We start from the raw sequence: 13,597 nt of genomic DNA on the forward strand, positions 1-13,597 counted from the left end.
ATCGAGTGATTTATTTGAGTCAAACGTTAAGTTATTCATCTTCAGTTCCTGCCTTCCATCCTATTTTCGACAAGTGCCTGTCACCTGTCGATTGCATCCTACTTGGTCGCTGCCAGCTTGCTTTCCATGACCCATTCATGATCTGCATCATTATGGAATACCCATGTACGAGTAGGACCCGCCATCACGTTCAGGTAATAAACTTCGTATCCTGGAGGGGCAGAAACGGGATGATATCCTTCCGGTACGAGTACCGCATCCCCATTTTTCACCACAAGCGTCTCATCCAAGGAACGGTCATCGTTGTAAACACGCTGAATCGCAAACCCATGTCCTGGATTGATCTTATGATAATAGGTTTCTTCCAAATACGATTCATGCGGCAAATTGTCCTGATCATGCTTATGCGGCGGGTAGCTGGACCAGTTTCCTTCCGGCGTGAATACTTCCACAACCAGCAAGCTGTCTGCCGATTTTTGTTCAGGCAGGATATTGTGAATGCGACGCTCAATATTGCCTGCACCGCGCTTTTCCACTCCAACGTCTCCAGGGCCAATAAGGCGAGCTGGATAGGTCCCTTTTCCCGGTGCAAGGCAAACCGCCAACTCGACCTCTGTTGATGCCTCCACCTCATAGAAATCAGCATTTGGAACATAGACAGAATAAGGAGGAATCTTTTCAAACACACTCATGCGCTGGCCGATGTTTTCCCATTTTTCATTTCGTGTGGAGACCGTTACTTTGCCTGATAACAGGACGAGACATGCTTCTCGATCTCCCGTTTCCTGCTTTAGACTTTGCCCGGGCTTCAAGGTGTACACTTCAAATCCCACATAGCTCCATCCTGCGGATTCCGGGGTTACGCTTAACACCCTGCCTTCCTGATCAGGCGCTTGCGTCGGTACGATCAATTCTGCCATTCTAACACTCCCTTTCTTCGTTTATAGACCTGCTTTTTCCTTGATATATTGACGAGCAATTAACGCATATTCAAATGGGTTGGCTTTTGCCGGATCCTGTTCCGCTTCTACAACAAACCATCCTTCATATCCGTGCTCAGCAAGCATGTTGAACACGGGCACAAAATTGATAGCTCCATCTCCGGGTACAGTGAAGGCTCCTTCTTTCACGGCTTGCAAAAAGCTCAATTTTTGCTCTTTTACCCGATCTACAACCTCTTGGCGAATATCCTTTAAGTGGACATGCTTGATTCTCGCAAAATACTTTTCTAGGATGTGCAGCGGGTTTTCGCCGGAGAACACGAGGTGTCCGGTATCGAACAGCAGATAAACGAGGTTCGGATCGGTCATGTCCATCAGCTTGTCGATTTCTTCGGTCGTCTGTACTCCCGTTCCCATGTGATGGTGGTAAACAATGCTCATGTTCTTCTCTTGGGCTAGCTCCCCAAGGTGATTTAATCCAGCGGCGAGTTTTTCCCATTCTGCTTCAGAAAACCGGGGCTTTTCCTCAAACAAAGGGACATCCATCAATCCTTGAATGCTATGTCCTTGTTCAGCCACCACGATAACCTTGGCTTCCATTTCATGCAGAAAATCGCGATGTTCGATAAAAGCATCGACTGTATCCTGCAGCGGCTTGGTTGTAAGATAAGAACTGAACCAAGCACTGGCAATCTGTAAATTGCGCAGATCGAGAGCTTTCTTTAACAGGTTCGTATTGCGCGGATATTTGTTCCCTACTTCACTGCCCGCAAATCCAGCGAGAGCCATTTCACTGATACATTGCTCGAAGCTGTTTTCCTTTCCCAGCTCTGGCATGTCATCATTTGTCCAAGCGATCGGGGCAATCCCCAATTTAACCTTATCTACACTAAACATGTTGAATTCTCCCTTGGGTATTAGTACTGTCTTGCCTGCTTTCTTGTATCTTCTTTTCGCTGATGAGCCTGTTGAACCGTCGGGCTCTTGGAAACTCCCGCAACAGCTACATGCCACCATTGTTCATAATCGTTGCACATCGTTTTCGGCAGAACTTTGATATCTATTAAAGTAGAAACCGTTTGTTTCTTTGAATCCTCAATCGCTTCTTTCAATTCTTCTAAGCTATGAACCTTGTAGGTTTTTACTCCATACCCTGCTGCGCTTTGCGCGTAGTCGATTTTCAGGAAATCTCCGTCCAAGCGGCCGGTTTCCGGGTTGCGGTAGCGGAATTCCGTAGCAAAGCTGCCCATGCCGTTGTTCATCTGCAAATTGTTAATGCAGCCAAACGTCGCATTGTCAAACAGCACCACATTGATTTTTTTCCGTTCCTGCAGACTGGTTACCAATTCGGAGTGGAGCATCAGGTAGCTGCCATCCCCTACCATCGCATAGACCTCTTTTTCCGGTTCCGCCATTTTGATGCCTAGCGCACCGGATACTTCATACCCCATGCAGGAGTAACCATATTCTAAATGGTAGGTATTCGGCTGACGGTTTTCCCACATTCTGTGCAGGTCACCCGGCAGGCTTCCTGCCGCCCCAATAATGATCGCATCTTCATCGATCAGTTGGTTTACTAAACCAATGACGCTCGTTTGGGTGAGGCTGGATTCAAACTGTGCCTTGAATTCGGGCAATACGTGATCCAACTGTCCCGGAAACTCAGATTGAAACCCTTCTGCCTCAAAGCGGTTGTGATGCAAGCGGTTCAATTCTGCTTTCCACGCATCCTTTACGGATTGAATTTCATCCGTATACGCTGCCTGATATCCAATCTGTTCAAGCTCTGCCGCCAGAGCATCCAAAGCTAATTTCGCATCTGCGGCAATCTTTACCGCATCCAGCTTATAGCCTTGGAACTCCGAGACATTAATCGTTAAGACGTCCGCATCCCGAAACAGCCATTTCGAACCTGTTGTAAAATCCGAATAGCGGGTTCCGACTCCAATCACAAGGTCCGCCTCTTTTGCAATCAGATTGGCAGCTAAGTTGCCTGTAACCCCGATTCCACCTAAGTTGTACGCATGCGAGCTTTCAATTGCACTTTTGCCCGCTTGGGTTTCCGCATAAGGAATATTGAATTTTTCGGCAAACTGCCGGAGGGAATCTGCCGCCTCGGAGTAGCGAACACCTCCGCCGCAGATAATAATCGGTTTTTTCTTTTCTTTAATCAGCTCTGTTGCATCCCTCAGATCCGATTCGCTCGGCACCCGGCGTTCAATGCGGTGGACACGCTTTTTGAAGAAATACTCCGGATAGTCATAGACTTCTCCTTGCACATCTTGCGGAAGGGCTATGGTAACCGCCCCCGTATTGGCTGGATCGGTTAGCACACGCATCGCCTGGATCATTGCCGTCATTAATTGCTCAGGGCGATTCACCCGATCCCAAAACTTGCTGACTGCCCGGAAGGCATCGTTAGTTGTAATCGTCAAGTCATGATAGTGCTCGATTTGCTGCAGCACAGGGTCTGGCTGTCTAGTGGCAAACGTATCGCCGACCAGCAGCAAGACAGGAATACTATTCGCCGAAGCAGTCGCTGCAGCGGTTACCATATTGGCAGCGCCAGGACCGACAGAAGAGGTGCAAGCCATAATTTGCTTGCGATGCTTTTGCTTGGCAAAGGCGACAGCGGCATGTGCCATCCCTTGTTCGTTTCGCCCTTGGTAAACCTCCAGCTCACCTGCATCTTCTTCTAGCGCTTGCCCCATCCCCAAAACATTCCCGTGGCCAAAGATGGTAAAAATCCCTTTGACGAACCTTTGCTGCACCCCATCGAATTCCACGTACTGTTGATTTAAAAACTTAACAAGTGCTTGAGCGGTTGTTAAACGTATCGTTTTCATCCGAATTCTTTCACACCTTATCTTTTTATAGTAGGGTAATCTCTCTTATAAATAAGGGTAATCGATTACCCTTGAAAAAGAAAGAAATAGTTAAGATGAATTATTCTACTTCAAAATACTCGCTGATCGCTTTTTCTGTTTTTTCCTTGCCGACTTGAATCGTTTTTTCAGCATCCCATTCCCAATACTCCGGTCTAAATAATTCTATGGATACCATATCGCTATAGCCTATATCTTTCAACGTGCTTAAAATCGCATCCAGATCGACCGCTCCATCACCTGGCCATACGCGATGGTGATCTCTTAAAGCGCCGATAGGCAAATCTTCGCAGTCATCAATATGGAAAACAAAGATCTTCTCAGCATCCGACTTCTTTAAATCTTCAATCCGCGAACCCATGCCATGGAAATGGAAGCAATCCAAAACAACCCCTACATTATCCCGGTTCGTTTCTTTAACGATGTCATACGCCTGGCCAAATGTATTCACCGAGCAGTTCGGATATCCGATAAACTCTAGCGCAAGCCTAACGCCATAAGGTTGAGCAATATCGGATAGCTCTTGAAGGGCTCTAACGGTTTCTTCTTTGATTTGATCCTTCGTAAAATCACCGACGTCCAAATTAGGAACCGCAATTACCGTTTTGCAATTAATAATTTCACCGATCTTGCACGCGAATAGCAATTCATCCTTTATTTCTTGGAAACCCGCTTCATCCCGATAATTGATAAATACGAGGGCATTAAAAGCGAAGGGCTTAATCCGGTTATTGTCAAAGAAAGCTTTGAGATCTTCTACCGTTTGATCTTCCAAGTACTCTCTCAGCTTGTCAAAGCGAATTTCAATGAGTTCATACCCGTGCTTTTCACATAATTCCAAGTCCTGCTTTAATGTTGAATTGTTCAACGTTGTTGCTTGATTAAATGCTACTTTCATCTTGTTTTCCCTCCGGCATTCTAGTAGAAGTAGTGGTGGGTAATCGATAACCCTATCTCTTGCTTTTATATTACTCCTAAGTTCATTATGTTTCAACCATAGTTTTTAAATTCTTTAAAATAGTATTGAACAACCTAATATTCATGAACTTGCATTAACATCAGCTTATTCAAATAATCAGTGTAGTAGCCGCTTACATGGTACCGCGTTACTGGACCTTGCTTATTACCTCTATCTTGGCACCTCGTTCATCATAGGTACGGAAGTGATGTTCTAGCTGCTCAAGTGTTAGCCCCTTGGTCTCTGGCAAGTATTTCATTACGAATGTGACGGCTCCAAGCCCAAGAGCTACGAAAACGAAGAATGTTGTAGACAAGCCAACCTGATCGAGTAATACCGGAAACGCAAAGCCAATAAGGAAGTTCACGATCCACAGGCAAAAAACGGTTACGCCCATTCCGAGACCCCGCAAGCGCGATGGAAATATTTCTGAGAGCATGAGCCATGTTACCGGCGAAATAGCTCCCTGCTGGAAAGCAAGAAACATGACTGTCAGAGCCAGCACAATATACGGAAGTGCAGCAGACCCTTCAAGCATCAGTGAAAACACCCCAATGAGCAAAAGTGAAGTCGTCGTTCCTATTAGGCCTCCCAGAAGCATGGGGCGACGGCCAATCTTGCCAAGGAGCCAGATCCCTAGGAAAGTCGCTAAAACGGAGATCACACCATTTGCAATATTGCCGATAAGTGCCGCTTCGGTTTGAAACCCAGCATCTTTAAGAATTTCAGTACCATAGTACATAATGGAGTTAACACCTGTAATTTGCTGCACAATGGCAATCCCAATCCCAAGAAATACAATACGGCGCACCCAGGGCACAGTCAGATCCTTAAAGGTTGCTTTCTTGGTCCCCGACTCTTCCGCGAAGGCTGCCTTAATTTCATTGAATTCCAATTTTGCCCGGTTCTCCTCGCGTATCTGTCGGAGGACATGCAGGGCTTCCTTATTTTTTCCTTTTGATGCAAGCCAACGCGGGCTCTCTGGGACTTTGATCATGCCAAAGAACAGGAAAATCGCTGGAAGTGCCGCAATGACAAGCATGTACCGCCAAACATGAGCACTGTCAGCCAATACGTTGCCAATGATGGCGTTAAAGATGAAGGCTAATAGTTGTCCGGAAACAATCATCAGTTCGTTCTGGGTAACCATTCGCCCCCGTCTCTCAGCGGGTGACATTTCCGCAAGATAGGTCGGTACCGTGACCGATGCCCCTCCTACAGCCAGACCGAGCAGAAAACGAAAGATAACCATAACCGTAACGTTTGAGGCAAGAGTACATCCCAGTGTAGCAATAAAAAATAACACGGCTAGATAAAGAATGGTTTTCCGACGGCCATTGTAGTCTGACAATCGGCCGCCGAACACCGCACCGAACGCGGCTCCCAATAGAAGTGAACTCGCGACGAGCCCCTGTGTGAATGAGTTGAGATTGAGCTGATCTTCTTCAGACATAAAAGGCAATGCGCCATTGATGACACCTGTGTCGTATCCGAAGAGAAGCCCTCCGAACGTTGAGATTAGCGTAATCGTAGATAAGACGGCCACTCGGGTCTCCCCAGGTTTCACCTGTTTGTTCATATCATTTTCTCCTTCTACTTCTTCTTCTTATTTTTGCGGGAATCGATCAATACAGCCGTTACAATGATTCCGCCCTTTAGAATTTGCTGCCAATAGGAAGATACGTTCATCAAGTCCAAAGAGTTATTTAATACACCGATGATCAAGGCACCAATAATGGTTCCGGGAATCGTACCGATACCGCCGGATAAGCTTGTTCCACCGATTACCGCTGCCGCAATGGCGTCCAACTCATACATGACACCCATACTTGGTTGCCCTGCACTAATTCTTGACGTTAGCATGATTCCAGCAAGCGCCGAAAGGAAGCCAGCATAGGTATAAATCATAATTTTGTATCGATCAACGTTGATCCCGCATATTCTTGCTGCTTGTTCGTTACCGCCGATCGCATACGTATACTTACCGAATTTGGTTTTACTTAACATCAAGTGAGAAATGATTCCCATAATGACAAAGATAATAATAGGAACAGGAATTCCTGCGATCTCACCTTGGCCGATGAACAAGAAGGATTCAGACAAACCGCCAATAGGTCTTCCGTCACTGTAAAGCAAAGCCAGTCCTCGAGCCGCGATCATCATTCCAAGCGTTGCGATAAATGGAGGAATCGCACCTTTTGCGGAGATCGTCCCGTTGATGAATCCAGCCAAAGCCCCTACTCCAAGACCGAGTACAAGCGCCAGGATAAGAGGATGATCCCCTTGGGCGAAGCTAGCCGTAATGACAGAAACAAGGGCGATGACCGATCCGGATGAAAGGTCAATTCCGGTAGTGATAATAACCATCGTCACACCCATGGCCACGATACCGATGAACGATATTTGGCGAACGACGTTGATCAGATTTTGCGAACTAAGAAATGCTGGAGTGAGGATGGATACCAGAACAACCATGGCAATAAATATCAGGAAAATCCCATACTTGCTAAAGATCTGACCGGCTGTTTTTTTCCAGTCGCGGCCAGCTACAACTTGTGCGGTCCCTACGCTTTCTTGCAGATTACTATTCATACTTAACCTCCTTAAGATGAAATCCTATCTATAAGCCACTTCCAAAATCTTTTCTTGCGTAGCCTCTGCCCGTTCCAGCTCGCCCTTCATCATCCCTTCGTGCATGACAATCACGCGATCGCTCATCCCTAGAATTTCCGGCATTTCCGAAGAGATCATGATAATCGCCTTGCCTTCATCGGCCAACTTGGACATGAGTTTATGGATTTCTGATTTTGCTCCTACGTCAACCCCTCGTGTAGGCTCATCCAGGATCAGGACATCAGGATCGTTCAGCAGCCAACGGGCCAGCAGAACCTTCTGCTGATTACCGCCGCTTAAGTTCATGATCAATTGATCAATATGAGGGGTTTTTATGTTCAATCGTTTGACCTGCTCATTGCAGATCGTCTCCACTTTCTTACTATTGACCAATCCCCCGCCAATAAATAGATCCAAGTTGGAAATAATCATATTTTCCTTAATCGATAATGGGAGGAATGCTCCTGTTAATTTACGATCCTCGGTTAATAATCCGATTTTATAATTAATAGCATCCTGCGGTGACTTGATATTTACCTTTTGGCCCTTAACGAAGACCTCACCGGAATCCGGAGGGTCGATCCCAAAAACACTTTCAATGATTTCGGTTCTCCCTGAACCCATTAATCCGGCGATTCCAAGGATTTCACCTTTACGCACTTCGAAATTTACATTTCTGAATTTCCCGTTTCGGGTTAGATTCTTGACCGAAAGCGCAACTTCGCCTATTTCCGCCTTTTCTTTATGAAACACTTGCTTGATTTCTCTACCAACCATCATTTGAATGAGGGAATCTTGATCCAAATCTTTCGCTTCTTTGGTGCCAATGTATTGCCCATCTCGAAACACCGTAATTTCGTCGCAGATCTTAAATATTTCATCCATTTTGTGTGAGATATAAATAATAGAAATGCCTTTTTTCTGCAAGGAACGTATGATTTCAAATAAGTGATCTACCTCTTTATCGGTGATGGCCGATGTGGGCTCATCCATAATAATAAGGTCCGCATTATAAGAGATAGCTGTAGCGATCTCAATCATTTGCATATTGGCGATACTTAAATCTCTCATTTTTGTATTCGGATCAATGTTGATATTTAAGGATTCAAACAAAGCTTTTGCATCATTGGCCATCTTCTTATTGTTGACCCAACCAAATTTCCCGATGACAGGTTCTCTGCCCAGGTAAATATTTTCGGCCACCGTCATGTCCGGGACCGGGCTTAACTCTTGATGGATCATGGAAATCCCGCGACTTAGCGCATCTTTCGGTCCAGCAAGCTTAATTTCTTGTCCTTTAAACTTAATGGTTCCGGCATCAGGAGTATAGATCCCAAAGATAATCTTCATTAGAGTCGATTTACCCGCTCCGTTTTCTCCCATCAACGCATGGACGGATCCTTTTCTGATCTTCAGCTGGATGTTGTCCAATGCTTTTACGCCAGGAAATTCTTTGGTAATATTGTTCAATTCCAATATATAATCAGAAGCCACTTGATTCCCGCCTCCCTTTGGTTAGGTAGGAGGAGCCAGTGCCTTATGGAGCGGCTCCTCAACCCAAGCTTAGATGATTACTGCCATTTTTGGATATATGTTTCTACGTTTTCTTTCGTGATCAATTCAAAAGGTACATTCACGATATTGCCTTCAGCACCTTCCAGCTTTTCGCCTTTTGCCGCTTTAACTGCCGCTTCAATCGCACCTTTCCCTTGTCCCATCGGATCCTGGAAAGCGGATACATTCAATTTCCCAGACTTCACATACTCTAATGCATCCGGTGTACCATCAATACCGGCAACTACCACACCATCCAATTTACCTGCAGCCTCTAGAGCCATAATTGCTCCAATCGCCATTTCATCATTGTTCGCTACGATCGCATTTAGCTGATCGCCAGATTGAATCCAGTTTTCCATAACCTTCATGCCTTCTGCTCTTTGGTACATGGCTGTTTGCTCGCGAACCAATTTTATATCCGGGTTCTTCGCAAGGATGTCCTTGTTTCCTTGGGTTCTCTTGATCTGAGATTCAGATCCAAGCTCGCCTGTCAGGATAGCAACATTCCCTTTCCCGCCCAACAGCTCAACTACTTTTTCCATTTGCATGGTTCCCGCTTGTGTAGATTCGGATCCTACATAAGCATAGATTTTGCTCAACACGTCATCGCCAGGCATTCTGTTTACTATCACAACTGGAACATTAGCAGCATTGGCAGCATCCACCATCGGTCCTACCGCGCTTGTATCCACCGGATTGATAATGATAGCGTCTACACCTTGGGCCACGAACGTTTCAACCTGAGATAACTGCTTCCCGGAATCATTTTTCGCATCTACCATCTTCACTTCCACATCATCATGTTCCTTGTCATATTTATTAATCTCATCATACAAGTAGGTCAGCCACTTGTCATCGAATACAGGCATCGCAGCCCCAATCACGATAGAATCTTTAGCTGCAGCTTGATCGGTTTTAGGCGCTTCGCTCGCTGGTTCACTCGATGATGATCCACAACCTGCTAATAAGCCGATGGTTAAAGCGGACGTCAAAATCATACTAAACATCTTTTGCACCTTCATTTAATTAGCCCCCTATTATTTATTAGGATTTTATATTTTCACTTAAACAAACGAGTGTCTAAGAAGAAAATCAAACGTAAGCGCTTAATTTGACTCTAAATTAAAATTATACCTTAACTTTTAATTCTTCCAGCAGATTGAAAATTTTTACCGTTCTCTTTTCTGCCCAGGATCTCTTAGCCGCATGACCCAGCAATTCCGCTTGCAAACCATCATTGCCATCAACAGGCGGCTGCTCATCATGTTGGATCGAAGAGATAAACGCCTTCGTTTCATCAATATAAGCTTGCTGATATCTTTCAAGGAAGAAATACATGGGCTTATCTTGATAAACCGCTTCGCTTGTCGATAGTTGGGCCGTGTTCGGATGATCATTGGATACGGTTACACATCCTTTAGACCCAAACACCTGAAACCGCTTTTATCTTTACTTCTGGAAAACGGATTAAATTCTCTGCATGTAATCTCCCAATTCTTCCTGTCCCAATAATTCCGATGGTCGTCTTTTTCAAAACCAATCCTTCTTTCTATTGATTTTAAGTTAATCGATTACCCTATTAAAGAAAAAAATATAAAGCTTATATATTGCTTTATAGTTCCTGATCTCTTTGGGTAATCGATGACCTTGTTAAAACCTATTTTAAGATAAGTTCTTACAAAATTCAATCATTATTTTTATCTTTTTCTCAATATTTTTACCTCTTGAAATTGTACCACAAAACTTGATATAGTAATTAATTTGACAAAAATAACCTTGATTGCTATTCCTAATCAAGGTTATTTTCTTTAAAAGGTGCGGTAGATTGTCGGATTATAAGCTTGGGCAGCAGGCGAATTCGTTGTTTTGTTTTTTCCTTCCCTTCAATCTTCCCCACTAATAAGTCCATTACTTTTCTCCCTAGTTCCTCTACTGGCATATCAATCGAGGTTAGGGGCGGTTCTACAATCGTGCAAAGAGATGTATTGTCATAGCCGATCACTGACAGCTCATCCGGAATCCGCAATCCGCGTTCTTTCGCTGCCATCATAGCCCCTATCGCCGTGACATCGTTATATCCGAAAATGGCAGTAGGTCTTGCCTCCCGATCCAGCAGCTTTCCAGCATGAACCTTCGCTCCTTCGATCGTCGGGTCAGCCATCCGGACCACTAGGCTCTTATCACACTCTACCCCTTCCTCCAGCAAGGCCTTTCGATATCCTCGAATACGATCCCGACTGCTGACGGATTCTTCAGCGACTAGACCAATTTCTCTATGCCCCAAAGATAACAAATGTTTCGTTGCTTGATAACCACCTAAAAAATCGTCCACCGTGACGCTGTCTACTGAAAAATCTGCTCTTTCATGAGCAAAGAGAGAAACAGGAAATCCTTCGGCAATCAATCCCTCCAGAAGGGCCAAGTTATTAAATTTGTCGGCAATGATAAACCCATCGACTTGTTTTTGCCGCATGACGGCAATATGCCTTGCTTCTTTATCCGGATCGTTGCCGGTACTGCACATTACAATATTATAACCCAACTCCTGGCTGCGATTTTCTATATGCTTGAGGTATTTCGCATAGATAGGGTTGTCGACATCAGGAATAAGAAAGGCAATCGAATACGTTGATTTACCCTTCATTGCTGATGCTAGTACATTGGGGTGAAAGTTGAGCTCCTCCATAATTTTCAAGACCTTTTGCTTCGTCTTTTCACTGATTCGTCCCTTATTGTTAATGATTTTTGAAACCGTTGCTGTTGATACCCCAGCTTCCCTTGCCACATCATAGATGGTAGATTTCGCAGACACAATATCACACGCTTTCAAAAGATATTTTATTTTATGAGCAAAATGGGAACAACCCCACAATACATATATACAATGGCTTATCAATTATTATAGCGAAGAAACCACTCAAATGAAATCAACCAATTATATGCACTACCACATTAAGGGTAATCGATTACTTGATTATATTATTAACATCTAGTATATTAATATTATCTTATTAATTTTTTGAATTGTTCCCTTGAGCAAATATGATTACGGAGAGGATGTTCAAAATGATTACCCCAATAAAAGTTAAGGACATTAAAGGGATCGAAAAAATCAATAAAATCGCTTCTGACTATGACTTCGACATCTGGATTCACAGCAAAAGCGGAATGGCTGATGCAAAATCCATTCTAGGTCTTTATGTCCTGAAACTCAATGAACCCCTCACATTGGTTATTCCCGACAATGTAAACTTCAAACCTCTCTTTAAAGAGCTTGAGGAATTCCTCATCATTGGACATTAAAGCTTAAGGGCATCATGACTAGAAAGAAGGAACCTTGCTATGAAACCGACAATCTATGACGTGGCAAAGGAGGCTGGTGTGTCTACCGCCACTGTTTACAAGGTAATAAACAACCTTTCAGTAAGCAAGAAAACGAAAGACAAGGTAAAGAAGGCGATGAACGATTGGACTGGAAGGCCAAGTGTCCCTGCAGCGGATCCATCAGCTAAGAAAGCATTCATGATCGGATTCTTGCTCCCCGACCTGTCAAATCCTTTCCTTACTGAAATGGCTATAAAAATAGAGGAACGTGCCCATGAAAAGGGGCACCATCTCGTCATCTGCACCACTAATTTTACAAAGGATAAAGAAGCCAGTTACGTATCGTCATTAAAACAGAGGGGTTTGGATGGATTTATACTCGCCGGTGCGTTCGAAAACCTAGATGTGATACAAGGTTTGGTAGATGAAGGATTTCCCGTTTCCCTGCTGATGGAGTCTCACCGTTCACTCTCTATTAATAGTGTAAAGGTAGATGATTACATGGGCGGGTACCAAGCTACCACCCATCTTCTCTCTCTTGGACACGAAAGAGTTGCAGTGATTGCAGAAGATGCAAATAGTAGCAGGGAACGGATTGAAGGTTATAAGCAAGCGATGCTAGATAGGGGCTTTAAAGCAGAAAAAAGCCTGATCATGATATCAGATTCCAGTTCGGATAGTGCAGAACACTTGACGGATGAGTTGTTGAGCCTCTCCCAACCACCTACGGCCATCCTAGCTTGTAGCGAAGTTTTAACAATAGGGGCGACGATGTCCATACGGAAAAGAAAACTGCAGATACCCGATGACCTCTCGGTTGTGGGATTCGATTATACTTTACTGTCGAAAAGTATAGACCCCCCTTTGACAACCATAGTCCAGCCCGTTGAAGCCATGTGCGACTACGTGGTGGATCTGTTAATTGAAGAAATCGAGGGAAAATCAAAATTAAAACAAGGGATCGTACTGCTTCCGGAACTTATTATCCGAAACTCTACAGGTAAAGTTAAAAATGAGCAATAAACCTCCTATGAGAGAGGATCAGGGCCAGGTATGATACACCAGGCCCTTTTCACGTATGAATCATTTTTTAGAATTAACATGTCACCAACATTGTGAATCCTCAAGTCCAATCCATGGGACATGGGCACTAGTTCATTCATTGGTTTCTGCCACTATTCAATTGGCATCCACCTAGACTCTATTTTAAGACACCCTCTTTTGCTTGTTTAAGGACTGCGTCTTTCTTTTCACCTCTCCCCATTTCAGCTGTGCTTTCCAGTCCAATACTCCAACCGGTTAACAAAACGGCTCCTAGA

12 protein-coding genes and 1 pseudogene are annotated in these 13,597 nt (G+C 44.4%); 2 read left to right on the forward strand and 11 right to left on the reverse strand.

Annotation, left to right across the window (positions count from 1 at the left end; translation table 11 throughout):
• Positions 1-98: 98 nt before the first annotated feature.
• The 11 genes and pseudogenes from iolB to ABLT31_RS26120 form a co-directional block, all read right to left on the reverse strand.
• A complete protein-coding gene (gene iolB / locus ABLT31_RS26075; RefSeq protein WP_367757317.1) occupies positions 99-920 on the reverse strand; it encodes a 5-deoxy-glucuronate isomerase in 822 nt (273 codons plus the stop codon).
• A gap of 21 nt (positions 921-941) precedes the next feature.
• Positions 942-1,838, reverse strand: a complete 897-nt coding sequence (gene iolE, locus ABLT31_RS26080) for a myo-inosose-2 dehydratase (protein ID WP_367757319.1) — start codon at positions 1,836-1,838, stop codon at positions 942-944.
• 20 nt (positions 1,839-1,858) lie between these two features.
• Complete coding sequence (gene iolD, locus ABLT31_RS26085; protein WP_367757321.1) at positions 1,859-3,787, reverse strand: 3D-(3,5/4)-trihydroxycyclohexane-1,2-dione acylhydrolase (decyclizing); 1,929 nt, start codon at positions 3,785-3,787, stop codon at positions 1,859-1,861.
• A gap of 100 nt (positions 3,788-3,887) precedes the next feature.
• A complete protein-coding gene (locus tag ABLT31_RS26090; protein WP_367757323.1) occupies positions 3,888-4,724 on the reverse strand; it encodes a sugar phosphate isomerase/epimerase family protein in 837 nt (278 codons plus the stop codon).
• A gap of 208 nt (positions 4,725-4,932) precedes the next feature.
• Complete coding sequence (locus ABLT31_RS26095) at positions 4,933-6,363, reverse strand: sugar porter family MFS transporter (RefSeq protein ID WP_367757325.1); 1,431 nt, start codon at positions 6,361-6,363, stop codon at positions 4,933-4,935.
• Positions 6,364-6,377: 14 nt separating this feature from the next.
• A complete protein-coding gene (locus tag ABLT31_RS26100) occupies positions 6,378-7,376 on the reverse strand; it encodes an ABC transporter permease (protein WP_367757327.1) in 999 nt (332 codons plus the stop codon).
• 24 nt (positions 7,377-7,400) lie between these two features.
• The gene (locus ABLT31_RS26105; RefSeq protein ID WP_367757329.1) at positions 7,401-8,891 is read right to left on the reverse strand and encodes a sugar ABC transporter ATP-binding protein; all 1,491 of its coding nucleotides are present in this window, start codon (positions 8,889-8,891) and stop codon (positions 7,401-7,403) included.
• Positions 8,892-8,968: 77 nt separating this feature from the next.
• Entirely contained in the window at positions 8,969-9,976 is a 1,008-nt protein-coding gene (locus tag ABLT31_RS26110) for a sugar ABC transporter substrate-binding protein (RefSeq protein WP_367757331.1), read from the reverse strand.
• A gap of 106 nt (positions 9,977-10,082) precedes the next feature.
• Positions 10,083-10,385: a Gfo/Idh/MocA family oxidoreductase gene (locus ABLT31_RS26115; protein ID WP_367757333.1), complete on the reverse strand. Its 303-nt coding sequence runs from the start codon at positions 10,383-10,385 to the stop codon at positions 10,083-10,085.
• Positions 10,381-10,488: pseudogene (locus tag ABLT31_RS39045) on the reverse strand (inositol 2-dehydrogenase); the annotation flags it as partial. The pseudogene ABLT31_RS39045 and the gene ABLT31_RS26115, both read right to left, overlap by 5 nt.
• Before the next feature lie 255 nt (positions 10,489-10,743).
• Positions 10,744-11,784, reverse strand: coding sequence for a LacI family DNA-binding transcriptional regulator (locus ABLT31_RS26120; protein WP_367757335.1), 1,041 nt, complete (start codon positions 11,782-11,784; stop codon positions 10,744-10,746).
• Positions 11,785-12,020: 236 nt separating this feature from the next.
• Here ABLT31_RS26120 and ABLT31_RS26125 point away from each other — a divergent pair, with 236 nt between their 5' ends.
• Together ABLT31_RS26125 and ABLT31_RS26130 are read left to right on the forward strand one after the other, a co-directional pair.
• Positions 12,021-12,257 carry an HPr family phosphocarrier protein gene (locus tag ABLT31_RS26125; protein ID WP_367757337.1) on the forward strand — a complete coding sequence of 79 codons (237 nt, stop codon included), beginning with the start codon at positions 12,021-12,023 and terminating at the stop codon, positions 12,255-12,257.
• A gap of 39 nt (positions 12,258-12,296) precedes the next feature.
• Positions 12,297-13,301 carry a LacI family DNA-binding transcriptional regulator gene (locus ABLT31_RS26130; RefSeq protein ID WP_367757339.1) on the forward strand — a complete coding sequence of 335 codons (1,005 nt, stop codon included), beginning with the start codon at positions 12,297-12,299 and terminating at the stop codon, positions 13,299-13,301.
• The last annotated feature ends 296 nt before the right edge of the window (positions 13,302-13,597 follow it).

This window comes from Ammoniphilus soli (genome assembly GCF_040813775.1).

What these genes read in the sequence shown, in the direction of transcription:
- iolB (WP_367757317.1), bottom strand. Translation starts at nt 920, where the DNA reads ATGGCAGAATTGATCGTACCGACGCAAGCGCCTGATCAGGAAGGCAGG.
- iolE (WP_367757319.1), bottom strand. Translation starts at nt 1,838, where the DNA reads ATGTTTAGTGTAGATAAGGTTAAATTGGGGATTGCCCCGATCGCTTGG.
- iolD (WP_367757321.1), bottom strand. Translation starts at nt 3,787, where the DNA reads ATGAAAACGATACGTTTAACAACCGCTCAAGCACTTGTTAAGTTTTTA.
- ABLT31_RS26090 (WP_367757323.1), bottom strand. Translation starts at nt 4,724, where the DNA reads ATGAAAGTAGCATTTAATCAAGCAACAACGTTGAACAATTCAACATTA.
- ABLT31_RS26095 (WP_367757325.1), bottom strand. Translation starts at nt 6,363, where the DNA reads ATGAACAAACAGGTGAAACCTGGGGAGACCCGAGTGGCCGTCTTATCT.
- ABLT31_RS26100 (WP_367757327.1), bottom strand. Translation starts at nt 7,376, where the DNA reads ATGAATAGTAATCTGCAAGAAAGCGTAGGGACCGCACAAGTTGTAGCT.
- ABLT31_RS26110 (WP_367757331.1), bottom strand. Translation starts at nt 9,976, where the DNA reads ATGAAGGTGCAAAAGATGTTTAGTATGATTTTGACGTCCGCTTTAACC.
- ABLT31_RS26125 (WP_367757337.1), top strand. Translation starts at nt 12,021, where the DNA reads ATGATTACCCCAATAAAAGTTAAGGACATTAAAGGGATCGAAAAAATC.
- ABLT31_RS26130 (WP_367757339.1), top strand. Translation starts at nt 12,297, where the DNA reads ATGAAACCGACAATCTATGACGTGGCAAAGGAGGCTGGTGTGTCTACC.